Source organism: Lysobacter lycopersici (genome assembly GCF_007556775.1).
In the GTDB taxonomy this organism is placed as follows: Bacteria; Pseudomonadota; Gammaproteobacteria; order Xanthomonadales; family Xanthomonadaceae; genus Pseudoluteimonas; species Pseudoluteimonas lycopersici.
Genome location: NZ_CP041742.1, coordinates 2354253 through 2380683, shown reverse-complemented (window position 1 = coordinate 2380683; position 26431 = coordinate 2354253). Strand labels below are relative to the sequence as shown.

General features: G+C 68.3%; 22 protein-coding genes, 1 other RNA gene and 2 pseudogenes. 5 read left to right on the top strand and 20 right to left on the bottom strand.

Going from position 1 to position 26431, the window contains the following annotated elements; all coding sequences use genetic code 11:
- Positions 1–73: 73 nt before the first annotated feature.
- Positions 74–2788 carry a preprotein translocase subunit SecA gene (gene secA, locus FNZ56_RS11745; RefSeq protein WP_143880013.1) on the bottom strand — a complete coding sequence of 905 codons (2715 nt, stop codon included), beginning with the start codon at positions 2786–2788 and terminating at the stop codon, positions 74–76.
- 150 nt (positions 2789–2938) lie between these two features.
- The gene (locus tag FNZ56_RS11740; protein WP_143880012.1) at positions 2939–3859 is read right to left on the bottom strand and encodes a M23 family metallopeptidase; all 921 of its coding nucleotides are present in this window, start codon (positions 3857–3859) and stop codon (positions 2939–2941) included.
- Between the two features lie 9 nt (positions 3860–3868).
- On the opposite strand from FNZ56_RS11740, the gene FNZ56_RS12990 reads away from it, so the two are divergent.
- A complete protein-coding gene (locus FNZ56_RS12990; protein ID WP_143880011.1) occupies positions 3869–4312 on the top strand; it encodes a DUF721 domain-containing protein in 444 nt (147 codons plus the stop codon).
- 136 nt (positions 4313–4448) lie between these two features.
- On the opposite strand, the gene lpxC is transcribed toward FNZ56_RS12990, so the two are convergent.
- The 15 genes and pseudogenes from lpxC to mraZ all read right to left on the bottom strand — a co-directional run bounded on the left by lpxC (position 4449) and on the right by mraZ (position 21422).
- Positions 4449–5369, bottom strand: a complete 921-nt coding sequence (gene lpxC / locus FNZ56_RS11730) for a UDP-3-O-acyl-N-acetylglucosamine deacetylase (protein WP_143880010.1) — start codon at positions 5367–5369, stop codon at positions 4449–4451.
- Between the two features lie 525 nt (positions 5370–5894).
- Positions 5895–6869: pseudogene (gene ftsZ / locus FNZ56_RS11725) on the bottom strand (cell division protein FtsZ); the annotation flags it as partial.
- Between the two features lie 130 nt (positions 6870–6999).
- Complete coding sequence (gene ftsA / locus FNZ56_RS11720) at positions 7000–8235, bottom strand: cell division protein FtsA (protein WP_143880008.1); 1236 nt, start codon at positions 8233–8235, stop codon at positions 7000–7002.
- A complete protein-coding gene (locus tag FNZ56_RS11715; protein WP_143880007.1) occupies positions 8232–9047 on the bottom strand; it encodes a cell division protein FtsQ/DivIB in 816 nt (271 codons plus the stop codon). Before FNZ56_RS11715 ends, ftsA begins: the two co-directional genes overlap by 4 nt.
- Positions 9044–9997 carry a D-alanine--D-alanine ligase gene (locus FNZ56_RS11710; protein WP_143880006.1) on the bottom strand — a complete coding sequence of 318 codons (954 nt, stop codon included), beginning with the start codon at positions 9995–9997 and terminating at the stop codon, positions 9044–9046. Before FNZ56_RS11710 ends, FNZ56_RS11715 begins: the two co-directional genes overlap by 4 nt.
- Positions 9994–11439, bottom strand: a complete 1446-nt coding sequence (gene murC / locus FNZ56_RS11705; RefSeq protein WP_143880005.1) for a UDP-N-acetylmuramate--L-alanine ligase — start codon at positions 11437–11439, stop codon at positions 9994–9996. Before murC ends, FNZ56_RS11710 begins: the two co-directional genes overlap by 4 nt.
- The gene (gene murG, locus FNZ56_RS11700; protein WP_143880004.1) at positions 11436–12551 is read right to left on the bottom strand and encodes an undecaprenyldiphospho-muramoylpentapeptide beta-N-acetylglucosaminyltransferase; all 1116 of its coding nucleotides are present in this window, start codon (positions 12549–12551) and stop codon (positions 11436–11438) included. The genes murC and murG overlap by 4 nt, the downstream gene beginning before the upstream one ends.
- A complete protein-coding gene (gene ftsW, locus FNZ56_RS11695) occupies positions 12548–13846 on the bottom strand; it encodes a putative lipid II flippase FtsW (protein ID WP_143880362.1) in 1299 nt (432 codons plus the stop codon). The genes murG and ftsW overlap by 4 nt, the downstream gene beginning before the upstream one ends.
- Positions 13843–14925, bottom strand: coding sequence for a phospho-N-acetylmuramoyl-pentapeptide-transferase (gene mraY / locus FNZ56_RS11690; RefSeq protein ID WP_143880003.1), 1083 nt, complete (start codon positions 14923–14925; stop codon positions 13843–13845). Before mraY ends, ftsW begins: the two co-directional genes overlap by 4 nt.
- Positions 14915–16372 carry a UDP-N-acetylmuramoyl-tripeptide--D-alanyl-D-alanine ligase gene (locus tag FNZ56_RS11685; RefSeq protein ID WP_143880002.1) on the bottom strand — a complete coding sequence of 486 codons (1458 nt, stop codon included), beginning with the start codon at positions 16370–16372 and terminating at the stop codon, positions 14915–14917. Before FNZ56_RS11685 ends, mraY begins: the two co-directional genes overlap by 11 nt.
- Positions 16369–17853: a UDP-N-acetylmuramoyl-L-alanyl-D-glutamate--2,6-diaminopimelate ligase gene (locus FNZ56_RS11680; RefSeq protein ID WP_143880001.1), complete on the bottom strand. Its 1485-nt coding sequence runs from the start codon at positions 17851–17853 to the stop codon at positions 16369–16371. The genes FNZ56_RS11685 and FNZ56_RS11680 overlap by 4 nt, the downstream gene beginning before the upstream one ends.
- Positions 17850–19724 (bottom strand): peptidoglycan D,D-transpeptidase FtsI family protein, encoded by a 1875-nt coding sequence (locus tag FNZ56_RS11675; protein WP_143880361.1) that lies wholly within the window; start codon positions 19722–19724, stop codon positions 17850–17852. The genes FNZ56_RS11680 and FNZ56_RS11675 overlap by 4 nt, the downstream gene beginning before the upstream one ends.
- Before the next feature lie 2 nt (positions 19725–19726).
- Positions 19727–19996: a cell division protein FtsL gene (ftsL, locus tag FNZ56_RS11670; RefSeq protein ID WP_143880000.1), complete on the bottom strand. Its 270-nt coding sequence runs from the start codon at positions 19994–19996 to the stop codon at positions 19727–19729.
- Positions 19997–20013: 17 nt separating this feature from the next.
- Positions 20014–20949: pseudogene (gene rsmH, locus FNZ56_RS11665) on the bottom strand (16S rRNA (cytosine(1402)-N(4))-methyltransferase RsmH); the annotation flags it as partial.
- 20 nt (positions 20950–20969) lie between these two features.
- Entirely contained in the window at positions 20970–21422 is a 453-nt protein-coding gene (gene mraZ, locus FNZ56_RS11660; protein WP_246064790.1) for a division/cell wall cluster transcriptional repressor MraZ, read from the bottom strand.
- A 320-nt stretch (positions 21423–21742) separates the two neighbouring features.
- Here mraZ and FNZ56_RS11655 point away from each other — a divergent pair, with 320 nt between their 5' ends.
- Entirely contained in the window at positions 21743–22501 is a 759-nt protein-coding gene (locus tag FNZ56_RS11655) for an NRDE family protein (protein WP_143880359.1), read from the top strand.
- A gap of 65 nt (positions 22502–22566) precedes the next feature.
- On the opposite strand, the gene rnpB is transcribed toward FNZ56_RS11655, so the two are convergent.
- Both rnpB and rsmI read right to left on the bottom strand, forming a co-directional pair.
- Positions 22567–22933, bottom strand: an RNA gene (gene rnpB / locus FNZ56_RS11650) — RNase P RNA component class A.
- Between the two features lie 34 nt (positions 22934–22967).
- Positions 22968–23813: a 16S rRNA (cytidine(1402)-2'-O)-methyltransferase gene (gene rsmI, locus FNZ56_RS11645; RefSeq protein WP_143879998.1), complete on the bottom strand. Its 846-nt coding sequence runs from the start codon at positions 23811–23813 to the stop codon at positions 22968–22970.
- 65 nt (positions 23814–23878) lie between these two features.
- Between rsmI and FNZ56_RS11640 the strand changes: the two genes are divergently transcribed.
- Genes FNZ56_RS11640 through FNZ56_RS11630 form a run of 3 tightly spaced genes read left to right on the top strand, consistent with a single transcriptional unit; the run spans position 23879 to position 26199 of the window.
- Positions 23879–25219 (top strand): penicillin-binding protein activator, encoded by a 1341-nt coding sequence (locus FNZ56_RS11640; RefSeq protein WP_143879997.1) that lies wholly within the window; start codon positions 23879–23881, stop codon positions 25217–25219.
- Entirely contained in the window at positions 25197–25607 is a 411-nt protein-coding gene (locus tag FNZ56_RS11635; RefSeq protein ID WP_143879996.1) for a YraN family protein, read from the top strand. Before FNZ56_RS11640 ends, FNZ56_RS11635 begins: the two co-directional genes overlap by 23 nt.
- Positions 25597–26199, top strand: coding sequence for a uracil-DNA glycosylase family protein (locus FNZ56_RS11630; protein ID WP_143879995.1), 603 nt, complete (start codon positions 25597–25599; stop codon positions 26197–26199). Before FNZ56_RS11635 ends, FNZ56_RS11630 begins: the two co-directional genes overlap by 11 nt.
- A gap of 28 nt (positions 26200–26227) precedes the next feature.
- On the opposite strand, the gene FNZ56_RS13025 is transcribed toward FNZ56_RS11630, so the two are convergent.
- Positions 26228–26353 carry a hypothetical protein gene (locus tag FNZ56_RS13025; RefSeq protein ID WP_281286160.1) on the bottom strand — a complete coding sequence of 42 codons (126 nt, stop codon included), beginning with the start codon at positions 26351–26353 and terminating at the stop codon, positions 26228–26230.
- Positions 26354–26431: the final 78 nt, after the last annotated feature.

Below are 26431 nucleotides of genomic sequence, written 5' to 3'. Positions count from 1 at the left end.
GGGGACCCAAGTCCGCTTCGCGGACTTGGGAATGCGGCCCGATCCTGGATCGGGCTGCATTACGGGCAACTTGCTATGCAAGTTGCCCGTGGCAATGCTTGTACTTCTTCCCGCTCCCGCACGGGCACGGATCGTTGCGGCCGACCTTGGGCAGCGCGGACGCTTCGGACGCGACCTGCGCGGCTTCCTCGTCGGCACCGAAACCGCCTACGGCCGCATGCTGGAACTGCATCTGCTGCGCCTGCGCCGCGGCCTGCGCGCGTTCGGCGGCTTCCATCTGCGCGATCTCCGCCTCGCTGCGCAACTGCACACGCGCGAGCAGGGTCGTCACCTCGCGCTTGACCTTCTCGAGCATCTCCGAGAACAACTGGAACGCCTCGCTCTTGTATTCCTGCTTGGGCTGCTTCTGCGCGTAGCCGCGCAGGTGGATGCCCTGGCGCAGGTAATCCATGCGCGCGAGGTGGTCCTTCCAGTTCTGGTCGAGCACGTTGAGCATCAAGTGCTTCTCGAGCATGCGCATGGTCTCGCCGCCGATGCGCTGCTCCTTGTCGGCGAAGCCCTGCGCCACCGCGTCCTGCACGTGGTTGGCGATTTCCTCGGCGTCGACCTCGCTCTTCGCGGCGACCATCTCGCGCAACGGCAGTTGCAGCCCGAACTCGGAGGCGAGCTCGGACTCGAGGCCGGCGAGGTCCCATTGCTCGTCGATCGAATTCGGCGGCACGTAGCGTTCGACCAGCGCCGCGACCACGTCGCCGCGGATGCCGTCGATGTTGTCCTTGACGCTGTCGGCCTCGAGCAGTTCGTCGCGCTGCTGGTAGATGACCTTGCGCTGGTCGTTGTTGACGTCGTCGAAGTCGAGCAGGTTCTTGCGGATGTCGAAGTTGTGGGCCTCGACCTTGCGCTGCGCGTTGGCGATCTGCTTGGTGACCAGCGGCGACTCGATGATGTCGTCTTCCTTCAGGCCCATGCGCGCCATCACCCGCTGCACCCAGTCGGCGGCGAAGATGCGCATCAGGTTGTCCTCGAGGGACAGGTAGAAGCGCGAGGAACCCGGGTCGCCCTGGCGGCCGGAGCGGCCGCGCAGCTGGTTGTCGATGCGGCGCGATTCGTGGCGTTCGGTGCCGACGATGTGCAGGCCGCCCGCGGCCTTGACTTCGTCGTGGCGCTGCTGCCATTCGGACTTCAGGCGCGCGCGCGTCACTTCGTCGACCTCGCCCTGCGCCTCGAGTTCGGCCAGTTCCGATTCCAGCGAACCGCCGAGCACGATGTCGGTGCCGCGGCCGGCCATGTTGGTGGCGATGGTGACCGCGCCCGGGCGCCCGGCCTGGGCGACGATGTGCGCCTCGCGCTCGTGCTGCTTGGCGTTCAGCACCTCGTGCGCGATGCCGGCTTCGCGCAGCTGGTCGCTGAGCATTTCCGACACTTCGATGCTGGTGGTGCCGACCAGCACCGGCTGCCTGCGCGCGTGCGCGTCCTTGATCTCGTTCAGCACCGCGCGGTACTTGCCGTTGCGGTTGAGGAACACGAGGTCGGAATGGTCCTTGCGCACCATCGCGCGGTGGGTCGGGATCACCACCACTTCCAACCCGTAGATGCTCTGGAATTCGTAGGCTTCGGTGTCCGCGGTGCCGGTCATGCCCGACAGCTTGCCGTACATGCGGAACAGGTTCTGGAAGGTGATGCTGGCCAGGGTCTGGTTCTCGCGCTGCACCGGCACGCCTTCCTTCGCCTCCACCGCCTGGTGCAGGCCGTCGGACCAGCGCCGGCCGACCAGGGTGCGGCCGGTGAATTCGTCGACGATCACCACTTCGCCATCGCGCACGATGTAGTCCACGTCGCGCTGGTAGATGCCGTGCGCGCGCAGGCCGGCGTTGAGGTGGTGCACGACGTGGATGTTGTGCGGCGCGTACAGGGTGTCCTCGGCGTCGAGGATGCCGGCCCTGCGCAGCAGTTCCTCGGCGTGTTCCTGCCCGGCCTCGGACAGGTGCACCTGCTTCTGCTTCTCGTCGACCCAGTAGTCGCCCTCGCCTTCTTCTTCCTTCTGGCGCAGCAGCGAGGGAACGATGCGGTTGACCTTGATGTACAGCTCGGGCGATTCGTCGGCCGGGCCGGAGATGATCAGCGGCGTGCGCGCCTCGTCGATCAGGATCGAATCGACCTCGTCGACGATGGCGTAGTTCAACTTGCGCTGCACGCGGTCTTCCTTCGACAGCGCCATGTTGTCGCGCAGGTAGTCGAAGCCGAATTCGTTGTTGGTGCCGTAGGTGATGTCGGCGGCGTAGGCGGCGTGCTTGTCCGCGTGCGGCATGCCCGGGTAGACCACGCCGACCGACAGGCCCAGCCAGTTGTAGAGCCTGCCCATCCACGCGGCGTCGCGGCGCGCGAGGTAGTCGTTGACGGTGACCACGTGCACGCCCTTGCCCTCGAGCGCGTTGAGGTACACCGGCAGCGTCGCGACCAGGGTCTTGCCCTCGCCGGTGCGCATTTCGGCGATCTTGCCCATGTGCAGGACCATGCCGCCGATCAGTTGCACGTCGTAGTGGCGCATGCCGAGCACGCGCCTGGATGCCTCGCGGCAGACCGCGAAGGCCTCGGGCAGGATCTTGTCCAGCGATTCGCCATCGCGGATGCGTTGCTGGAATTCGGGGGTCCTGGCCTTGAGTTCGTCGTCGGACAGGGCCTGCAGCTTGGGTTCCAGCGCATTGACCTTGGCGACGATGCCGTCGAGCTTCTTCAGCAGGCGTTCGTTGCGGCTGCCGAAGACGCTGGTGAGCACACGATTGAGCATGGGAAACCGGTTCCGGGAAGATGGCCGCATCGCGGCGCGGGGACGAAGCCCCAGACGGCGACAGGGCGCATGGGCGCCCTGTCGATTGGGGGTGCGAATTGTAACGTGGGGGCGCTCGGACGCGACAAAAGTCCCGTCGACCGCCGCCCGTCAGCCGCGGCGATTGCCACCGCCGTTGAGCGCCAGGAACCGGCTCGGGTTCACCACGTGGCCGTTGTCCCACACCTCCAGGTGCACGTGCGCGCCGGTGGAGCGGCCGGTCGAGCCGGCCTTGGCGATCACGCTACCGACGTGCACCAGGTCGCCGACCCGCACCAGCAGGCGCGAGTTGTGCGCGTAGCGGGTGACGTAGCCGTTGCCGTGGTCGATCTCGACCACGTTGCCGTAGCCCGAGCGCACGCCGGCGAAGCTGACGACGCCGTCGGCCACCGCCATCACCGGATCGCCGGTGCGGGCCTTGAAGTCGATGCCCTTGTGGAATTCGCCGCCGCCGCCCATGGGATCGGCGCGACCGCCGAAACCGGAAGTGATGTAGCTGTTGGCGACCGGCATGCCCGAGGGCACCGCGTCCTGCTCGAGCTTGTGGCTGAACAGCAGCGATTCCAGCACCGAGAGCTGGTCGCCGGACTCGCGGAACTGCGCAGCCAACGTGGCGATACCGCGATCGAGTTCGCGCGAGGTGATGTCGTGCACCGGGCCGACGCCGCCCACCGGGACCGGCTTGTCGAAATCGAATTCGCCGTCGCCGAGCTGGCCGGCGCGGGTCAGGCGGTCGCCGAGCGCATTCAGCCGGTTGGCATCGGCCTGCAGTTCGCCCAGGCGCGCGGCCATGGCGTTGAGTTCGCGCTGCATCGCGGCCGACTGCGCCTTCTGCGTGGCCAGTTGCGATTGCAGCGAGGCCTGGCGCAGCGCACCGGCGCCGATGCTGAGGCCGAGCCCGAGCGCGAGCCCGGTGCCGAGCAGCGCGATGCGCGCGGCGAACGGGCGACGCGAAGCGAGCGCGCCGGCATCCGAGGCGAGGCGCGCGAAACGCTGGCGCTGCGAAGTGAGAATGCGGTGGAAAGCGTCCATCATGTGTCCATGTCGAAATCGGCAACCCGCAACCCGCGTGCCTCGACCTCCGTCGCGGCGCTGGACGCGCTGCTCGAAGGCCCCGGCGGCGATCCGATCCGTCGCGCGCTGTGGCTCGACGCCCTGGACCGGCAGTTGCGTCCCCGCCTGCCGCAGGCACTGGCCGCGCATGCGCGGCTGGGTAACGTGCACAACGGCAGGCTCGTCTATCTCGTCGATGCCCCGGCCTGGCATGCGCGACTGCGCCTGGCTGGCCCGGAACTGCTCGACGCTGCCCGTTCCATCGGGCTGGAGGTGTCCTCGCTCGTCGTGAAGACCAGCCACGCCGCGATGGCCGCGCCAACCGCGCCGCCAACCCGTCGCAAACCGGACCCCGTCGCCGCACGCAAGGCCGCGGCGGCGCTCGACCTGTGCCAGGCCGACCGGTCCGATCCCTCGAGGAAACCTTCCTGACCCGCCGGCGGACCGGAGGGGACGCGGCATGCTACCGGCCACCCCCTCCAGACGCGTTAACAGAAGGCTAGGCTTTCGCTAACCTGATGTTAATTTTTTGTAAAATTCGGGAAGGGTTCACATTCCCGGCTCGGTTTCAGGACTGCGGCACCGGCGCCATCGGTGGCATGTAGGCGACGGGTACCGGCGCATCCCCGGCATAGGTCGCTTCTTCCCAGCTTTCCCGTTCGGCGAGCAGGGCGCGCACCAGTTTGTTGTTGAGCGCGTGCCCCGACTTGAAGGCGACGTAGGCGCCGACGATCGGATGGCCCGCGAGGTACAGGTCGCCGACCGCGTCGAGGATCTTGTGGCGCACGAACTCGTCGGCGTAGCGCAGGCCATCCTCGTTCAACACCCGGTACTCATCGAGGACGATGGCGTTGTCCATCGAGCCGCCGAGGCCGAGGTTGCGCTCGCGCATGAACTCGAGGTCGCGCATGAAACCGAAGGTGCGTGCGCGGCTGACTTCCTTGACGTAGGTCGTGGTCGAGAAATCCACCACCGCGCGCGAGGCCGAGGCCGGGATCGCCGGGTGGTCGAACTGCACGGTGAAGTCGAGCTTGAAACCATCGTAGGGTTCGAAGCGCGCGATCTTGTCGCCGTCGCGCACTTCCACCGGCCGGGTGATGCGGATGAAGCGCTTGGGCGCGTCCTGTTCGACGACGCCCGCCGATTGCAACAGGAACACGAACGGCCCGGAGGAGCCGTCCATGATCGGCACTTCCGGCGCGGACAGCTCGATGCTGGCGTTGTCGATGCCCAGGCCGGCGAGCGCCGACAGCAGGTGTTCGACCGTCATCACCGAGCCTGCGCCGCGCGACAGGCCGGTGCACAGCATGGTCTCGGTCACGAGGTCGGCACGCGCCGGGATTTCGACTTCCGGATCGAGGTCGGTGCGGCGGAACACGATGCCATGGTCGACCGGCGCCGGGCGCATGGTCATGTACACCTTTTCCCCGCTGTGCAATCCCACGCCAGTGGCGCGGATCACATTGCGGAGGGTGCGTTGCAGCGGCATGCGGCGGGTCCGTCGGGGGCCGCGCGCAGCGCGCACGGCGGGAAACGCGGGGAGGTTAGCACGCGGATCGATGAACCTGAACGCACTGGCGCGCGTGGCGTTGACGGAGAAACGACCGGTCGACGAGCGACCGGTCCAGGAATCCCGCCGGGCTGGCGACCCGGCGGGAAGGACATGGCGTTCACCGAAAACCGACGCGGGACAAAGCCCCTCATCCGCCTTCGGCACCTTCTCCCCGCGTGCGGGGAGAAGGAAAAAACCTCAATCGGCCTGACGACGCAAGAACGCCGGGATGTCGAGGTAGTTGCCGTCGCCACCGAAGTCCGCGACCGCCGGGGTCGACGACGGCTCCGCGCCACGGCCGCGCAGGTTGGCTGCGATGCCGGCGTTCGGGCGGAACGGATCGGCGACCTCGTCGATCATCATGCCGGTGGTGCCGTCGCGCTTGCCCTGGCTGCGAACCAGTTCCACCTGCGGGCGGCGCTGGGTGGTGAAGCCATTGTCGAAATCGCGCGTCGGCAAGGCCTGGCGCGACACCGCGCGATTGAGACCGGTCGCGACCACGGTCACCTTCACTTCGTCCTGCATGTCCGGATCGAGCACGGTGCCGATGACGACGGTCGCGTCTTCCGAGGCGAAGTTCTCGATGGTGCGGCCCACTTCGTCGAACTCGGCCATGGTGAAGTCCGGGCCGGCGGTGATGTTGACCAGGATGCCGTTCGCGCCCGAGAGGTTCACGTCGTCGAGCAGCGGGTTCTGGATCGCGCTTTCCGCCGCGGCCTGCGCGCGGTCGTCGCCGCGGGCGGTGCCGGTGCCCATCATCGCCAGGCCCATCTCGGCCATGACCGTGCGCACGTCGGCGAAGTCGACGTTGATCAGGCCCGGGCGCACGATCAGGTCGGCGATGCCCTGCACCGCGCCCTGCAGCACGTCGTTGGCGGCGCGGAAGGCCTGGATCATGGTCGCATTGCGGCCGAGCACGGTGATCAGTTTCTCGTTCGGGATCGTGATCAGCGAATCGCAGTGCTGGCTCAGTTCCTCGATGCCCTTCAGTGCCACCTGCATGCGCCGGCGGCCTTCGAACGGGAACGGCTTGGTGACGACCGCAACGGTGAGGATGCCCATTTCCTTCGCGAGCTGCGCCACGACCGGCGCCGCACCGGTGCCAGTGCCGCCGCCCATGCCGGCGGTGATGAACACCATGTCCGCACCCTGCAGCGCGTCCATGATGCGTTCGCGGTCCTCGAGCGCGGCCTGGCGGCCGACTTCCGGATTCGCGCCCGCGCCCAGGCCCTTGGTGACGTTGCTGCCGAGCTGCAGCTGCAGCTTCGCGCCGCAGTTCTTGATCGCCTGCGCGTCGGTGTTGGCGGTGATGAATTCCACCCCGTCCACGCTGCTGTTGACCATGTGCGCGACCGCGTTGCCGCCGCCGCCACCCACGCCGACCACTTTGATGACCGCGTTCGGGGCCATCTTTTCAACCAGTTCGAAATGCGCCATGACCATGTCCTCCGTTGTTATGTATTGCTGGGTAATGTGTTGCGTGAATCGGTGCCGCCAGTTCGTGGTTGATCGTTGGTGAAAGCTGTCGGCGGCTACGAACTACGAACCACCAACTACCAACTCGTCTTCAAAATTCGCCGCGGTACCACTCCTTCAACCTATTGAAGAGGCTGCCGGCGCGACCGGTCGGGATCACCGGCCGGCGCGGATGCTCGATCTGGCTGCCCATCAGCAACAGGCCGACGCCGGTGGCGTGCACCGGGTTGTTGACCACTTCGCCGAGGCCGGTGACGTGCTGCGGAATGCCCACGCGCACCGGCATCTGCAGCATTTCCTCGGCAAGTTCGACCACGCCTTCCATCTTCGAAGCGCCGCCGGTCAGCACCATGCCGGCGCGGACCAGTTCCTCGAAGCCGCTGCGGCGCAGTTCCGCCTGCACCATCTCGAAGATTTCCTCGTAACGACCCTGCACCGCCTGCGCCAGCGCGTGGCGTGGCAGGCGGCGCGGCGGGCGATCGCCCACGCTCGGCACCTGGATCGATTCTTCCGCCGTCGCCATCTGCGCCAGCGCGCAGGCGTAGCGCACCTTGATCTGCTCGGCTTCCGGCGTCGGCGTGCGCAGCATGTGCGCGATGTCGTTGGTGACATGGTCGCCGGCGATGGGCAGCGAGGCGGTGTGGCAGATCGCGCCCTGCACGAACACCGCGAGGTCGGTGGTGCCGGCGCCGATGTCGACCAGCACCACGCCGAGTTCGCGCTCGTCGCCGGTCAGCACCGCGGTCGCGGAGGCGAGCGGCGCCAGGATCAGGTCGTCGACCTGCAGGCCGCAACGCTGCACGCACTTGCTGATGTTGGCCGCGGCCGACTGCGCGCAGACCACGAGGTGCGCATGCACTTCCAGGCGCACGCCGGTCATGCCGACCGGGTTGCGGATGCCTTCCTGCGAGTCGTCGAGCACGTATTCGCGCGGGATCGCGTGCAGGATCTTCTGGTCGGCCGGGATCGCCACCGCCTTCGCAGCGTCCAGCACGCGGTCGAGGTCGGCCCAGGTCACTTCGCCCTCGCGGATCGGCACGATGCCGGGCGAGTTCTTGCACTGCACGTGGTTGCCGGAAATCGACGCATACACGCTGCGGATTTCGCAACCGGCCATCAGCTCGGCTTCCTCTACCGCGCGCTGGATCGACTGCACGGTCGATTCGATGTCCACCACCACGCCGCGCTTGAGCCCGCGCGATTCGTGGGTGCCGATGCCGATCACTTCGATCGGGTTGCCCGGTGCGTACTCGCCAACCAGCGCCACCACCTTGGAGGTGCCGATGTCGAGCCCGACGATGAGGGCCTTGTCGCCTTTGCGGTTCATGAGAATGCCTGTAACGAATGCGTTGTGTGCATGGAACGGAAAGCGGTGGGCGATGAGCGGTAAGCGGTGGCGATCGCGATGTTCCGCTCACCGCTGACCGCTCCCCCGCTCGCGGGCGGCGCGCCCCAGCTCAATGCGAATCCGTTCGTGTAGCGGAGATCCGCGCGTTGCAGCGGTAGTTGCTTCTGCGAAAGCAGTTGCGGCAGCAAGCCGGCGAAACGGGTCAGGCGCAGGCGCGCCTCGCGGCTGCCGATCTCGACTTCCGCACCGCTGGACAGCGTCAGCGACCAGCTGCCGCGTGCGTCGAGTTCCAGCGACCGCACGGTGAATCCGGTGGGCGCGAACAGTTCGCGCGATTCGTTGTACATCGCGACCACGTCGGCGACGCGTGCGTCCGGGCCGTCGAGCAGCGGCAGGTTCGCCGGCGGCTTCACGTTCGCCGCGGGGAACAGTTCGCCTTCCTCCGACAGCAGGCGGTCGTCGCCCCAGCGCGCGAACGGCCGGTGTTCGACCACGCGCACTTCCAGCACGTCGGGCCAGCGCTTGTGCACTTCCGCGCGTTCCACCCACGGCACCGCCGCGACCGCGGCCTGCGCATCGGAGAGGCGTACGGCGAAGAAACCCTGGCGTGCGTACGGCAGCAGCGCCGCGCGCACCGCCGCCGGATCCACGCGTTCGACATGGCCCTGCAAACGCAGCGTCCTGAGCGGCCAGCGCTCGGCGCCGATCCAGCCTTCGACCAGCGCCACCACTGGCAGCGCGACCAGCGCCACCGCGAGCAGCCATGCCAGCGCGCGCAGCAGGCCGCTCATGCGCGCGCCCCTAGCGTCTGTTCGAGGATGCGCCAGCACAGTTCGTCGAATTCCACGCCGACGGTGCGCGCCGACTTCGGCACCAGCGAGTGGCTGGTCATGCCGGGCGCGGTGTTGACCTCGAGCAGTTGCAACGCGCCGTTGCGGTCGCGCATCACGTCGACGCGTCCCCAGCCGCTGCAGCCGGCGGCGCGGAACGCGTCCAGCGCGAGCGCGCGGATCGCGTCTTCCTGCGCGCCTTCGAGCCCGGGACACAGGTATTGCGTGTCGTCGGCGAGGTACTTGGCGTTGTAGTCGTACCAACCCTGCTTCGGCACGATCCGGATCGAGGGCAACGCGACGTCGCCGAGCACCGGTACGGTCAGCTCGTCGCCGACGACCATCTGTTCCATCAGCATCTCGCCGCCGTATTGCGTCGCGACGCGGATCGCTTCGTCGATGCCGGGCTCGTCGACGACGCGGGCGACGCCGACGCTGGAGCCTTCGCTCGAGGGTTTCACGAACACCGGCAGGCCGAGACGCAGCGCCGCGGCACGCACATCGGCGCCAACCGCGAGGCGTTCGAACCGTGGCGTCGGCAGGCCCGCGCTCATCCACACCTGCTTGGTGCGGATCTTGTCCATGCTCAACGCGCAACCGAGCACGCCGGAGCCCGTGTACGGCACTTCCAGCGCGTCGAGCAGGCCCTGCAGCACGCCGTCCTCGCCGCCGCCCTTGTTGCCGTGCAGGATGTTGAACACGCGATCGAACTTGCCGTGCACCAGCGCATCGACCAGCGCCGGGATGCCGTCCACCGCATGCGCATCCACGCCGCGCGACTGCAGCGCTTCGAGCACGTTGCGGCCGGAATCGAGCGAGACCTCGCGTTCGCTCGAGGTGCCGCCCATCAGCACGGCGACGCGGCCGAACACCTTCGCATCGTTCGTGCGCATCGGCGGGAAGGAACTCATGCGCCCTCCCCCGTGAAACCATTGGCGGCAAGCGCCTGCGCCGCGGCGCCGATGTCGCCGGCGCCCATCAGCAGCACCAGGTCGCCGTCGCGCAACACGCCCGGCAACACCGAGGCGAGTTCCGCGGCGGAATTCACCACCACCGGATCGACGCGGCCGCGGGTGCGGATGGCGCGCGCCAGCGATTTCGCGTCGGCGCCGGCGATCGGCGCCTCGCCCGCCGGATAGACCTCGGTCAGCACCAGTGCGTCGACTTCCGACAACACCGCGGCGAAATCGTCGAACAGGTCGCGGGTGCGCGAATAGCGGTGCGGCTGGAACGCAACCACGAGCCGACGCTGCGGCCAGCCGCCGCGTGCGGCAGCGAACACCGCGGCGAGTTCGCGCGGATGGTGGCCGTAGTCGTCCACCAGCGTCGCGGTACCGCCGCGCGGCAGCTTCGCGTCCGCGAGCACGTTGAAGCGGCGGCCGATGCCGGCGAAGTTTCGGAACGCGTTCGCGATCCTGTCCGGCGCAACACCGAGTTGCCAGCCGACCGCGGCCGCAGCCAACGCGTTCTGCACATTGTGCAGGCCGGGCAGCGCGAGCTCGACTTCGGTGCGCGAACCGTCCGGCAGGCACAGTTCGAACTGCATGGTCGCGCCGGACTGGCGCACGTGTTCCGCGCGCACGTCGGCTTCGGGCGACAGACCGTAGGTGGTGACGTGGCGCGGCACGTTCGCGGCCAGCTTCGCCACTTCCGCATCGTCGATGCACAGCACCGCGAGTCCGTAGAACGGCAGCCGGTGCAGGAATTCGGAGAACGCGGCCTGCACGCGCGCGAAATCGCCGCCGTAGTTCTCGAGGTGGTCGGCGTCGATGTTGGTGACGATCGCAACCAGCGGATACAGGCGCAGGAAGCTGCCGTCGCTTTCGTCGGCCTCGGCGACCAGCCATTGCCCGCCGCCGAGGCGCGCGTTCGCGCCGGCGGCGAGCAACTGTCCGCCGATGACGAAGGTCGGATCGAGCCCGCCTTCGCCGAGCACGCTTGCGGTGAGCGAGGTCGTGGTGGTTTTTCCGTGGGTGCCGGCGATCGCGATGCCGCGGCGGAAGCGCATCAGTTCCGCGAGCATTTCCGCGCGCGGCACGATCGGGATGCGCTGCGCGCGCGCTTCCATCAGTTCCGGGTTGTCGGGCTTGATCGCGCTGGAGACGACGATGCAGTCGGCGCCGAGTACGTTCGCGGCGGCGTGGCCGCGCAGCACACGCGCGCCGAGCGCGGCGAGGCGCTTCGTTGCCGCGTTGTCGGCGTTGTCGGAACCGGAGACTTCGTAGCCGAGCGTGCACAGCACTTCCGCGATGCCGCTCATGCCGGCGCCGCCGATGCCGACGAAATGCACGCGGCGATGCTGGCTGGCGAGGTCGCCTTGGTGCTGCAAACGACCGTGCAGGTTGCGTTTCATGCGGCCTCCTGCAACACGATCTCGGCGACCTTTTCCGCCGCATCCGGCAATGCGATGGAACGCGCGGCTTCGGCCATGGCGAGGCGGCGTTGCGGATCGGCGGCCAGATCGCGCAACGCGCCCGCGAGCCTGTCCGCGAGCTGCGCGTCCTGCGCGAACAGCAGCGCGGCGCCGCGTTCGACCAGGTATTCCGCGTTGCGGGTCTGGTGGTCGTCCACCGCCTGCGGGAACGGCACCAGCACGCTGCCCACGCCCACTGCGCAGAGTTCGGCCAACGTCAACGCACCCGCGCGGCAGACCACGAGGTCGGCCCAGGCGTAGGCCGCGGCCATGTCGGCGATGAACGGTTCCACCGATGCGGTGATGCCGGCATCGGCATACGCGCGACGCGCGTCGTCGAGCATCTTTTCGCCGCACTGGTGGCGGATTTCAAAGGCAGCCCCGTCGTCATTGATTAGTTCGAACACCTCGAATGCTTGCGGCACCGCCGCGTTCAATGCACGCGCCCCCTGGCTGCCGCCGAGCACCAGCAGTCGCACCGCACCGCTGCGTCCGGCGAAACGCTGTGCCGGCGGCGCGACCGCCGCGATTTCGCTGCGCACCGGATTGCCCACGACTTCCTCGCGGGCGAAGGTCTGCGGGAAACCGACCAGCACCCGTCGCGCGAACTTCGACAGCACGCGATTGGTCAGCCCCGGCGCGCGGTTCTGTTCGTGCACCAGCAGCGGCAGGCCGGCGAGGCGCGCGGCGATGCCGCCCGGCCCCGAGGCATAGCCACCGAAACTCAACACCGCGCGCGGTTGCTTCGCGCGCAGCACGCGCGCCGCGGCACGCACCGCCGCGAGCACGCGAATCGGCGCACCGAGCAGCGTGGCGATGCCCTTGCCGCGCAAGCCCTTGACCGCGATGGTTTCGAGTTCGATGCCGTGCTGCGGAACCAGCCGCGTTTCCATCGCGCCATCGGCACCGAGCCACGCAACGGGAACGCCACGCGCGCGCAATGCCGCGGCCACGGCGAGGCCGGGGAAGATGTGCCCGCCGGTGCCGCCGGCGAGGATGATGACTGGAGCCGAATCGCCAAGGCGATTCGTCGCGGGCGCGTTCCCGCTCATGCGCCCTTCCTCACGCCGAGCGTGGGTTCGATCCGCGGGCGCAGGCGGCTGGTGCCGCGCACCGGCGCGACATCCGCCGGCGCGGGCTGCGCGGTCGGCGGAGTGCCGGCGGAAACGCGCTGTGCTTCGCCGCGCAGCAGCGCGACCTGGCGCTGCGCGCGTTCGTATTCGTAGGAGACGCGCAGCAGCAGGCCGAGCGCGACGCAGGTCATCAGCACGCTGGAGCCGCCGGAGGAAATCAGCGGCAGCGTGAGGCCCTTGGTCGGCAGCAGACCGAAGTTCACGCCGATCGAGACGAAGCTCTGCAGGCTCATCCACAGCGCGATGCCGAACGCAATGTAGCCGGCGAAATGGCGCCGCATCTCCACGCACTTGTAGCCGACCCAGAACGCGCGGCCGGCAAGCAGCGCGTACATCGCCACGACCAGGCACACGCCGAAGAAGCCGAGTTCCTCGGCGATCACCGCCATGATGAAGTCGGTGTGCGCCTCGGGCAGGTACGACAGCTTCTGCACCGAACCACCGAGGCCCACGCCCCAGAATTCGCCGCGCCCCACCGCCATCAGCGCATTGGTGAGCTGGTAGCCGCTGTCGAACGGATCCGACCACGGGTTCCAGAACGAGGTGAAGCGGCGGATGCGATAGGGTTCGGCGATGGCGATCGCGGCGAGGATCGGCAGGCCGATCACCACCGGCGCCGCCATCTTCGGCAGGTGCACGCCGCCGAGGATCAGCATGCCGGCGGTGATCGCGAGGATCAGCGACAGCGAACCGAAGTCCGGCTGCAGGATCAGCAACGCGACCATGCCCGCGGCGACGCCGAGCGGCTTCAGCATCGCGCCCCAGGTCGCGTTGACCTCGTCGCGGAAGCGCACGAGGTAGCTCGACAGCCACACGATGTACATCACCTTCACCGCTTCCACCACCTGGAAACGCAGCACGACCAGGTTCACCCAGCGCTTGGCGCCGTTGACGCGCACGCCCAGCCCCGGCACGAACACCAGCAGCAGCAGCGCGAAGCAGGCGAGCAGCAGCAGCTGGTTGTACTTCTCGATGAACTTGAGCTCGGTGCGCATCGCCACCATCGCCAGCGCGACGCCGCCGGCGAGGAACATCAGGTGCTTCTCAAGGAAGTAGAACGGCCCGACATGCAGCCCCTCGCCGATGGCGATGGAACTGGACGCCACCATCACCACGCCGAAGCAGGCCAGCGCGATGGACACGCCCAGCAGCCACGGATCGAAGCGCCCTTCGATCGCATCCAGTCGCGTTGCCTGGCGGATTTCTTCCATCAGCGCACCTTCAGCGTGGCGAGGCCGACGAGGACGAGCACGACGCTGATGATCCAGAAGCGCACGATCACGCGCGGCTCCGGCCAGCCCTTGAGTTCGAAGTGGTGGTGGATCGGCGCCATCCGGAACACGCGCTTGCCGGTGAGCTTGAACGACGCCACCTGGATCATCACCGACAGCGTTTCGATGACGAAGATGCCGCCCATGATCACCAGCACCAGTTCCTGGCGCACGATCACCGCGACGGTGCCGAGCACCGCGCCCAGCGCGAGCGCGCCGATGTCGCCCATGAACACCATCGCCGGATAGGTGTTGAACCACAGGAAGCCGAGGCCAGCGCCGGCGATGGCCGCGCAGATCACCACCAGTTCGCCCGCGCCCGGCACCTGCGGGATCTGTAGGTACTTGGAGAACTCGGCGTGGCCCGATGCATAGGCGAAGATGCCGAGCGCGCAGGCAACCAGCACCGCGGGCATGATCGCGAGGCCGTCGAGGCCGTCGGTGAGGTTCACCGCGTTGGAGAAGCCGACGATCCAGAAATAGGCGATGGCGACGAAACCGATACCGGCCAGCGGCAGCGCCACCGACTTGAACAGCGGCACGTAGAACGTGGTCGCCGCCGGCACGTCGGCGTAGGCGTAGAGGTAGATGCCCGCGGCGAGCCCGAGCAGCGACTGGAAGAAATACTTCCAGCGCGACTTCATCCCGTTCGGGTCGCGCTTGACGATCTTCACCCAATCGTCGTACCAGCCGATCGCGCCGAAACCGATCATCACCGCGAGCACGACCCACACGTACTTGTTGCGCAGGTCGGCCCACAACAGCACCGAGGCCAGCACCGTCATCAAGATCAGCGCGCCGCCCATGGTCGGCGTGCCGGCCTTGGTGAAGTGCGTCTGCGGGCCGTCGGTGCGGATCGGCTGGCCCTTGAATTCGGCCAGCTTTCGGATCATGGCCGGGCCCCACCACAACGACAGCGCGAGCGCGGTGAGCGCGCTGAGGATGCCGCGGAAGGTGAGGTAGTTGAACAGCCCGAACAGGCGCTGCAACTGTTCCAGCCAACGGGTCAATTCAAGCAGCATGCTTCGATCCCCCATCGAGCAGGGCCGCGACGACGCGGTCCATCGCGCTGCCGCGCGAGCCTTTCACCAGGATCCGCACGTCGCCGCGCAAGTCGGCGCGAAGCGCTTCCGAAAGCGCTGCGTGCGAATCGAAATGGCGCGCCCCCGCGCCGAATGCCTGCACCGTCGCTGCGCTCAGTTCGCCGAGCGCGTACAGCCGCGCGATGCCGGCCGCTTTCGCGCGACGGCCGGCCGCGGCGTGCAACGCGCGCGCGTCATCGCCGAGCTCGCGCATGTCGCCGAGCACCAGCCAGCCCTCGCCGCCCGCGGCCGCGAGCGTGTCGATGGCGGCATCGAGCGAACCGGGATTGGCGTTGTAGCTGTCGTCGATCAGCAGCGCCCCGTTGCCGAGGCGATGGCGCACGAGGCGGCCTGCAACGGCACGCGCTTCCTCGAGCCCGGCGCGGATCGCTTCGAGCGAAACGCCGGCGCCCAGCGCCATCGACGACGCAGCCAGGGCATTGCGCACGTTATGGCGGCCGGCGAGCGCGAGCTGCACGGAGATTTCGCCGACGGGCGTGGCCATGGCGAAACGCGACCCTTCCGCGTCGGCGACGATGCCGCGCGCGGTGACGTCGGCGCTAGTGTCGAGACCGAAACGGAGAACGCGCCGGCCTTTCGCACGTTCCAGGAAATAAGGCGCGAACGCATCGTCGGCATTGACCACCGCGACGCCGTCCGCCGGCAACGCGTCATAGATCGCGGCCTTGGTGTCGGCGACGCCGAGCAGGCTGCCCATGCGCTCGAGGTGCGCGGCCGCGATGTTGTTGACCAGCGCGACGTCGGGTCGAACGATGCCTGTCAGGTAGGCGATATCGCCGGGCTTGCCCGCCCCCATCTCGTACACCGCGAAATCGGCGTCGTCGGGCGCGTCGATCACCGCCAGCGGCAGGCCGATTTCGTTGTTGCGGTTGCCTGGATTCGCGTACGCATTGCCCGCGTGCGCGAGGATCGCCAGCAGCAGCGACTTCACGCTTGTCTTGCCGTTGCTGCCGGTGACCGCAAGCACTTTTGTCTTGCGTTGCGCCTGCAGCGCATTGGCGAATGCGCCCAGCGCGCGCTCGGTATCCGCGACGACGATTTGCGGAAGGTCGATTTCAAGCGCGCGCGAGACGAGTGCGGCAGCGACTGCTTTTGTGGGAGCGGGTTGGACAGCCATTCGGCTGTCGGAAGCATCAGCCGCGACAGGCTTCTCTTCGGATTTCGTCGGGGCTGAAGCCCCTCCCACGAATGCCGACAACGCATCGTGACCGTCGAAGTTTTCGCCTTTCAGCGCGACGAACAGCACGCGGCGGCCCTCGGCGGCGAGCGTGCGGGTGTCGGTCGACACCGCGTCGATTTCGGCGTCGTCGCCGTGCAGGCGTCCGCCGCACCACTGCGCGACCTGCGCGAGCCGGACCGGCTTCATGCGCGACGCTCCAGTGCCGCCTTCGCGATCGCGGTGTCGTCGAACGGATGGCGCACGCCGGCGACTTCCTGGTAGGGCTCATGGCCCTTGCCGGCGACGAGCACGATGTCGTCGGCGTTCGCGGCATCGACCGCGAGGCCGATCGCGCGCGCGCGGTCGCGTTCGACGATCACGCGCGAGGCATCGGCGAAGCCGCGCAGGATGTCGGCGACGATGGCATCGCCGTCCTCGCCCCGCGGATTGTCGTCGGTAACGATCACGCCGTCGGCCAGGCGTTCGGCGATCGCCGCCATCTGCGGGCGCTTGCCGGCGTCGCGTTCGCCGCCGCAGCCGAACACGCACAGCAGGCGGCCGTGCGCGTGTGCGCGCAGCGAGGACAACGCCTGTTCCAGCGCATCGGGCGTGTGTGCGTAGTCGACGACGACCACCGGCCGGCCGTTGCCGCCGAGGCGGTTCATGCGGCCGTGGATCGGCTGCAGCTTCGACAACAGTGAAGCGATTGCGTCCGACGCGGCGCCGAACGCATGGAGCACGCCGGCGACGGCAAGCAGGTTGTCGGCGTTGAAACGGCCAAGCAGCGGCGAGGCGACGCGGTGGCGCACGCCATCGACCACGAAGTCGAAACCGATGCCGTTGCCGTCGAGCCTGAGGTTTTCCGCGCGGATGGCCGCATCGTCGCGGCCGGCGGCGCTGACGCCGATGCCGCGCACCGATGCAGGAAGCGAAGCGAACAGCTCGCGCCCGAACGCATCGTCGAGGTTCAGCACCGCGGCGCGCAACCCGGGCCAGGCGAACAGCTTCGCCTTCGCGGACGCGTAGGCGTCCATGTCGCCGTGGTAGTCGAGATGGTCGCGGGTGAGGTTGGTGAACGCCGCGACTTCGAAACGCACGTGGTCGGTGCGGCCCTGGTCCAGCGCGTGCGAACTCACTTCCATCGCCACCGCGTCGGCGCCGGCATCGCGCAGGTTCGCGAGCAATGCGTGCACCTGCAGCACCAGCGGCGTGGTGAAGCCGGTCGGCACCGCTTCGCCGTATAGGCCCGCGCCGAGCGTGCCGATGGTGCCCGCGCGCCGGCCCTGCAGCGTCCACGCCTGCGCCAGCAACTGCACGGTCGAAGTCTTGCCGTTGGTGCCGGTGACGCCGACCACGCTCATCGCCCGCGAAGGCTCGCCGTGGAAGCGATCGGCCATTTCGCCCATGCGCGAAACGAGGTTTGGAACGACGATCGCATCGGCGGGTACCGCGATGTTCGCGGGCGCCGGCGGTTCGAACAGGATCGCGCTGGCGCCGGCGGCGCGCGCCTGCGCGGCGAAATTGAGGCCGTGCGTGGACGGCACTTCCTGCCGCGCCGGCAGCACCGCGACGAAGGCATCGCCCGGGTGCACCTGGCGACTGTCCTGCACCAAGCCGGTGACCACCAGCTCGGCGGGAATGCCGGCGACGTCCGGCAGCAGTTCGGCGAGCAGCATCGCGCGGCTCATGGCGTCACCGCCTGCACATCGTCGTTGCTCGGCTCGCCGTCCGCGCGATCGCCCGTGGCGACGTTCGCGAACGTGGGCGCGGGCTTGCCGCCGCGCGCCTTCGCTTCCGTCGCGGCTTGCGCGGCGAGCCATGCATCGATGTCGTCCGGCGGCACGTCCATCAACCGCAGCGCGCCTTCCATCACGTTGTGGAAGACCGGGCCCGCGACCAGGCCGCCGTAGTACGAACCCCGGGTCGGGTCGTAGATCACCACCGCCATCGCGAAGCGCGGATTGTCCACCGGCACCACGCCGGCGAAGAACGACGTGTACTTGCGCGTATATCCCCCGGGCCCGGCGATGCGCGAGGTACCGGTCTTGCCGGCGACGTGGTAACCGAGGATCGCGGCCTGGGTGGCGGTGCCGCCTGGCTCGGTCACCGTCTGCATCATCTTCATCACCTCGCCCGCGATCTTCGGGTCGAGGAGTTGCTTCGGCTCGTTGCGTTCCCCCTTGACGAAGGTCGGCTCGATCGCGCGCCCGCCATTGGCGATGGCCGCGTACGCACGCGCGACCTGCAGCGGCGTGACGGAGAGCCCGTAGCCGTACGACATGGTCTGCTTGCTGGTTCCGCTCCAGCGCGCCGGCACGGGGAGCGAACCCGGCGACTCCCCCGGGAACCCGCTGTGCGTGCTCGTGCCGTAACCCATCTTGTGGAAGAAGTCGTAGAACTGCTGGTCGCTCAGGCGCCGCGCGATCAGCGACGCGCCCACGTTCGAGCTCTTGCGGATCACGCCGGTGGTGTCGAGCGTGCCGTAGTTGTGGGTGTCGGTGGTGCGGTATTTGCCGTTCGGAATCCAGCCCGGGCTGGTGTTGAACAGCGTGTGCGGGGTGATCACGTTCGCTTCCAGCGCCGCGGCCACGGTCAGCGGCTTCGCGGTCGAACCCGGCTCGAACGTGTCGGTCACCGCGCGGTTGCGGTGCGCGTCGCGGTTGCCGGTTTCCACCGCGTTCGGGTTGAACGAGGGCACGTTCGCCATCGCCAGCACTTCGCCGGTGGCGATGTCGAGCACCACCGCAGAACCGCTGCTCGCGCCGCTTTCCAGCAGTTGTCGCTTGAGTTCGCGATAGGTGAGGTACTGGATGCGCCGGTCGATGCTGAGGGTCAGGTCCTTGCCCGGCGTCGCCGGCTGCACCAGGTCCACGTTCTCGACGATGCGCCCGCGGCGGTCGCGGATCACCTTCTCCAGGCCGGGCTTGCCGCGCAGCCAGTCGTCGAACGCCAGCTCCACGCCCTCCTGGCCTTCGTCGTCGATGTTGGTGAAGCCGAGCACGTGCGCCAGCGCATCGCCTTGCGGGTAGAAGCGCCGGAATTCGCGCTGCGAGAACACGCCGGGGACGTCGAGCGCGAGGATGCGCTTGGCCACCGCCGGGTTCATGCGCCGCTGCAGCCACATGAATTCCTTGTCCGAACGCTGCAGGACCTTGCGCGTCAGGTAGTCGGCCGGCACGCCGAGCGCGCGCGCGAGTTCCGGCAGGCGGTCGGGATTGCGCGACAGTTCCTGCGGGTTCGCCCAGATCGATTCGACCGGCGTCGACACCGCAAGCGGCTCGCCGTTGCGGTCGGTGATCATGCCGCGCGTGGTCGGGATCTCGAGTTCGCGCAGGAAACGCTCGTCGCCCTGCTTGCGGTAGAACTCGTTGTCGACCAGTTGCAGGTCGACCGCGCGCCCGATCAGCGCCAGCGAACACAGGCCGAGCCCGCCGCAGACCAGCGCGAGCCGGCCACGGAGGTTGAAGGCCCCGCGCTGCGGGCGCGGGCGCACCGGGGTCGCCGTGCGCGCGGGATTCTGCTTTTGCTGGCGCCTGGCGAAGATATTCTTCGGGAACATGTTCATGGGCGCACCACCTCGATCTCCGCGCCCTCTGGGAACTTCATCCCGAGTTTCGTGCGCGCGATCTGGTCGACGCGGTTGCTTTCCGCCCAGGTCGCCTGCTCCAGCTGCAAGCGGCCGAAATCGATGTTCAATTCGTCGCGGTCGTGGGTCTCCCGGTCGAGCGCGACGAACAGTTGGCGATGCTCGTGGCGCGCGTAGACCACGCCGATCGCGCTCGCGACGTTCGCCGCCAACAACACCGCGAGCAGGGCATGGCCCGCGTTCATGCGGCGATCTCCGCCGGCAGGCGTTCGGCGATGCGCAACACCGCGCTGCGCGCGCGCGGATTCGTCGCGGTTTCGGCTTCGTCCGCGCGTTGCGCGCCATCGACCATGCGCAGGGTCGGGACGAAGGCGATTTCCACCGGCATCCGCCGGTTCGCCGGCGGCGCCTTCGCATGCCTGGCCATGAACTGCTTGACGATGCGGTCTTCCAGCGAATGGAAGCTGATCACCGCCAGCCGCCCGCCGGCCTTGAGCCTTGCGTGCGCGGCTTCCAGCCCGGCTTCGAGGTCGGCAAGCTCGCGGTTGATGAAGATGCGGATCGCCTGGAACGAACGCGTGGCCGGATGAATCTTGTCGCCGCCGCGCGGCATCACCGAAGCGATGAGGTCGGCGAGTTGCGCGGTGCGCAGCAAGGGCGTTTCGACGCGACGCGCGACGATCGTCCGGGCGATGCGCCGCGATTGGCGCTCCTCGCCGTAGGTCCAGAGCACGTCGGCGATGTCCTTGTCGGACGCACGCGCCAGCCATTCGGCCGCGCTTTCGCCGGACTCCGGATCCATGCGCATGTCCAGCGGGCCGTCCTTGCCGAAGCTGAAGCCGCGTTCGGCCACGTCGAGCTGCGGGGACGAAACGCCGAGGTCGAGCAGCACGCCGTCGAGGCCCGCGTCGGTCGCGCTCCAGCGCGCAAGGTCGGCGAAGCTGCCACGATGGATCGCGACGCGCGCATCGCCGCCGAACTCGCGGCCGGCCACGGCGATCGCCTCGGGATCCTTGTCCATCAGCAGCAACCGGCCTCCCGGCCCCAAGCGTTGCAGCACGCCCCGCGCATGCCCGCCGCGTCCGAACGTGCCATCGAGGTAAGTCCCATCCGCTTTCACCGCCAGGCCCTCCATGACCTGCGCGAACAACACCGGTACGTGCGCACCGCTCGCCTGCGTCGACGGGTGGGCAGGCACTGGGCCCGCGCCACCCGCGCTCACAACTGCAATCCGTTCAGGTCCTCGCCCAGGTCGGCATCGCCCAGCGTCTGCCGGATCTGTGCGTGGTGGGCCTGCTCGCTCCACAACTCGAACTTGTCGCCCATGCCGAGCAACACCGCGCGCTTCTCCAGCCCGCACGCGCTGCGTTGCGACGCCGGGATCGAAACGCGGCCGCTGCCGTCGGGTTCGACGAAGCACGCGGCGCCGACCAGCTTCAACTGCAACTGGCGGTTGACACTGCGCGTGCGCGGCAGCGCGTTGACCTGGTCGCGGACCTTTTCCCAGACCGGCTGCGGATACAGGTACAGGCAGCCGGATTCGAACGGGTTGTAGGTCAGGACGAGCTGGTTCCCGGCCTTGGCCACGGCGTCGCGGAACGCGGTCGGGATCGCCAGCCGGCCCTTGTCGTCGATGGTGATGGCGGTCTCGCCCTGGAACATCGTCCCGATCCGTCCATGGCCGTCGTGAGACGACCCTTTTCAGGTCACGGAAACCACGGATTCCCCGGATTTCCCACTAGTCGCCACCTTAGGCACCGTTCCGGGGCTTGTCAACAAATCCTTTCAGGGAATTTCACTTGGCGCGTCAATGACTTGCAGAACACTTGAGAGACTTGTTCAAGCTTTATCCACAAGCCCCTGTTTCGTCTCAAATTTTAAGATTCGACCTTCTTCGTGCCAATCCGGGCGGCACCGGTTTCGGCCCCATCCGGCCATGTTGCGATGCAAAAAAATGAATGCGGAACGGAACGATGGGCAGACAATGGGGCATGTGCGTCGTCGCCTTCGCCTGGAACGCCCACCCCCGCTGGCGCTTGCTGCTGGCCGGCAACCGCGACGAGTTCCATGCGCGCCCCACCGCCCCGCTCGCCCGCTGGCCGGATGCCGGGTTGCTCGCCGGGCGCGACCTCCAGTCCGGCGGCACCTGGGTCGGGCTCGACCGCCGCGGCCAGGTCGCCGTGGTCACCAACGTCCGCGACGGCTTCGCGCAACCGCACGACGGCCCATCGCGTGGCGCCCTGCCCGTCGCCTTCCTCGAAGGCGTGGCGGATGCCGCAGCCACGACTGCCGATCTGTTCGCGAACGCGGATGCATACACGCCGTTCAATCTCGTGCTCGCCGATGCCGACGGTTGCTGGCACCTCGGCAACCATCCGCTGCAACGCGAAGCGCTGACTGCAGGCGTGCACGGCATTTCGAACGGCCGACTCGATGCACCCTGGCCCAAGACGCGACACATGATCTCCGCATTGCGAACGTGGATCGATGCAGGCGATGACGACCTGCAATCGTTGTGGGATGCAATGGGCGACGAACGCATCGCGCCCGACGACGAATTGCCAGACACACGCGTCGGCATCGAACTGGAACGCAGGTTGTCGCCTGCCTTCATCCGCGGCGAAACCTACGGCACGCGCGCAAGCACGATCATCGCGGTGGATCGCGACGATCGCGGCTTCATCCACGAACGCCGGTTCGGGCCGAATGGCGTGTTCGAAGGCGAGACGTTGTTGCGCAACGACGATTGATCGTTCGCGATGGACTCCGCAACCTCCCCCGATGCGGCGCATCGGGGGAGGCACGAAGGAAAGAAAGGCGAAGTCGGCCGATAAGCCGGGTTCTGTTCGACGCTTGCGCGCCGCGACAGTCATTCCTCTAGGCGCACCGTCGCCGATACGCTCGAGCAGCCTACCCGGAAGCGTCGCGGGCCACGACATCGCTTCCCTATTTGGCCTTGCTCCCGGTGGGGTTTGCCGTGCCGGTCGGTTGCCCGACTCGCGGTGCGCTCTTACCGCACCATTTCACCCTTGCCACGCGCATCTCGCGATGCCGTTCGGCGGTATCTTTCTGTTGCACTTTCCGTCGGCTCGCGCCGCCCAGGCGTTACCTGGCACCGTGCCCTGTGGAGCCCGGACTTTCCTCGGCATCGTTTCCGATGACGCGACTGTCTGGCCGGCTCCGCCGCGGTCATTCTACCGCTTCGCGAATTGCCCCTCACTCAGGGGGCTGATCCTGCACATCCCCGCCATACAGCGCCTTCCGCGGCGCGCCGGACAGTTCCGCGGCGAGCTTGGCCGCCTGCGAGGGCTTCAGGTATTCGCAAAGCCTCGCGTACAGGCGCCGGCCTTCGGCGACCTTCGCGTCTTCGTCCTCGCCCGCGCCCTGCACCAGCAGCACGAATTCGCCCTTGCGCTGGTTTTCGTCGGCTTCGACCGCGGACCGGATTTCGCCGAGCGTTCCGTCGAGCACGGTTTCGAACAATTTTGTCAGCTCGCGCGCGAGCACGCCCGGGCGTTCGCTTCCGAACGCGGCGACGCAATCGGCCAGCGCCTCCTCGATGCGATGCGAGGATTCGTAGAACACCAGCGTGCGCGATTCGCCCGCGAGCGATGCGAGGCGTTCGCGGCGTGCGGATGCTTTCGCCGGAAGAAAGCCTTCGAACACGAACCGATCGCTGGCGAGTCCGGCCACCGAGAGCGCAGCGACGAACGCACACGGGCCCGGCACCGGACTGACCTTGATGCCCGCTTCGCGCGCAGCGCGGACGAAGCGGAACCCCGGATCGCTGACCAGCGGCGTGCCCGCGTCCGAGACCAGCGCCAGCGATTCGCCGGCGAGCAGGCGCGCGACCAGTTTCGAGGCAATGTCGCCTTCGTTGTGCTCGTGCACCGCGAGCAACGGGCGCTCGATGCCGAAATGCGCGAGCAGGCGCCGGGTATGCCGGGTGTCCTCGGCGCAGATGGCATCGACCGCGCGCAGCACCTCCAGCGCCCTCGGCGACAGGTCGCCGAGGTTGCCGATCGGGGTCGCGACGACGTGCAGGGTGCCTGCGCCGGGCATGGGTTCCGTGGAATCGTGGGGGCGTTAGAATCCTAACCGGTCGGGACTCGAGGCTTGGTGGACGCATGAAACGGACGCTTTTCACAAGGATGTTCCTGGCGATGCTGCTGGCGCTGTTCGCCGCCGGTTGCGCCAGCGTGCAGGTCTCGGGACCGGCGAAACACGTGCGCAGCCCTGCCATGGCCGAAGCCGCGCAGCGAGCGGCGCAGGACGCCACCCTCGCCGGCCAGGCGCGGCGCGACAATGCCGACGCGATTTCGCGCTTGCTGGCGACGCTGGACGATGCCGCGCTGGCCAAGGAAGCCGCGGCCACGCCGGCCGAGGAACCGCTGTACAACTTCCTCGGCCGGGCGTTGATCGCGCGTGGCCTACCGCTGCCGCATCCGTTCGCGCGCGGCGACTGGCGCTTCGATGCAGGCGATCGTCCGCCCGCGGACCGCGACGGCTATCGCCCGCCACAACACCTCGCGGTGCTGTTGCCGTTGACCGGCAGCCTCGCGGTCGCGGCCTCGCCGGTGCGCGACGGTTTCCTCGCCGCGTATTACGGCGAATCGCGTCGGCGCCCGGAACTGCGCTTCTACGACACCGCCGCCGGTGTGCAGGCCGCGTACGACAAGGCCGTGGCCGAAGGCAACGATTTCGTGGTCGGCCCGCTCGGTCGCGACGAAGTGACCACGCTGTTCTCGCGCGCCTCGCTGCCGGTGCCGGTGCTGGCGCTGAACCGCGGCGAATCGCGGCCGCCGGCCGGCAACGCGAGCTTCTCGCTTTCGCCCGAGGACGAAGGCGCGTCCGCTGCCGACAGCCTCTACGACAGCGGCGCGCGCCACGTGCTCGTCATTGCCGGCGGCGAAGACGTGCAACGACGCGCCGCGGATGCGTTTCGCGAGAGCTTCGCCGCGCGCGGCGGCAGCATCGCCGGCACCGCGAACGAGGCGACGCCCGATTTCGCCGCGTTCGCCGCCAAGCCCGGCGGCGTCGATGCGGTGTTCATCGCGCTCAAGGGCAGCAGCGCGCGCGCGGTGATGCCGAAGCTCGCGCTGGCGGGCATGGCGATGCTGCCGAAGACTGCAACTTCGCAGATCGTCTCCGGCACCGGCAAAGACGCGGGTGATTCCGCGCTCGACGGCATCCGCTATCCGACCGAAGCCTGGGGCGTGAGCGGCGCACCGGGCCTGCCGCCGGCATCGATGGTCGCAGCGAACCTGCCGACCGCGCGCGGCGCGGCGGCGAAGCTGTTCGCGTTCGGCTACGACGCCTGGCGCGCCTGCGCCTGGCTCGAATACCTCGCCACCGCCAACGGCGCGGAATTGCCGGGCGCGACCGGCACGCTGCGCATCGACGGTTTCGGCAACGTGCTGCGCACGCCGGCATGGGCGGTGTTCCATGCCGGCGCGAACAACGACTGACGGCCTCGATCGCGGCGCGATCGGCGCGCGGGTCGAGCGCGCCGCGGCCGCGTTCCTGCTGGAAAAAGGCCTGTCGCCGGTCGCCGCGAATGCGCGCTACCGCGATGGCGAACTCGACCTGGTCATGCTCGACAAGGGCGCGCGCGATGGCGCGTCGTTGGTGTTCGTCGAAGTCCGGCATCGCCGCAGCGACGGCCACGGTGGCGGCGCGGCCTCGGTGGATGCGGCGAAATGTCGAAAACTGGTGCGTGCGGCGCAGCGCTTCCTGCTCGAGCACCCACAACTCGCGGAGCTGCCCTGTCGCTTCGACGTGGTCGAAGCCTCCGGCGATCCAGACGCGCCGCGACTGAACTGGCTGCGCGACGCGTTCCGCGCCGATGAAGCGTGATCCTGAACGCGAACTCGACGCACTGCTGCGCGAGATCCGCGCCTGCCACCTGTGCGAAGCGCATTTGCCGCTCGGACCGAGACCGGTGCTGGCCGCAAGCACGAATGCACGGCTCCTGATCGTCAGCCAGGCGCCGGGGGCGCGCGTGCACGCAACCGGAATCCCGTGGAACGACGCCAGCGGCCGCCGCTTGCGCGAATGGCTGAAGGTGGACGAAGCCACGTTCTACGACACCCGGCGCGTGGCGCTCGTGCCGATGGGCTTCTGCTATCCCGGGCGCGCCGGTGCCGGCGATGCGCCGCCGCGTCCCGAATGCCGCGCCACCTGGCATCCGCGCCTGTTGCCGCTGTTGCGCAACGTGGAGTTCACGCTATCGATCGGCCAGTACGCGCAGGCCTGGTGCCTGGGCCCGCGACGCAAGGCGACGCTGACCGAAACCGTGCGCGCCTGGCGCGAATACCTGCCGGACCACATGCCGCTGCCGCACCCGAGCCCGCGCAACGTCGGCTGGTTCAAGGCCAATCTGTGGTTCGAAGCGGAAGTGCTGCCGGCGCTGCGCGAACGCGTGCATGCCGTGCTGTCGCAACCCTGACCGCCTGCGCACCCGGGCGGTAGATGCGTCAGCCCGGCTGCACGTCCGCGACGCGATCGCGTTCCCGCAGGTGCTTGCCGAACTGGTAACCGGTGGCGCCGACCGCGCACAGGATCGCCACCAGCGCCAGGCCGACCAGGATTTTCCGAAACATCGCTTCGCTTCCGCGTTGGAGGGTGCATCCAGAATGCGCATCGACGGCGATTCGCGGCAGTGCCCGTCGGCATCGTGA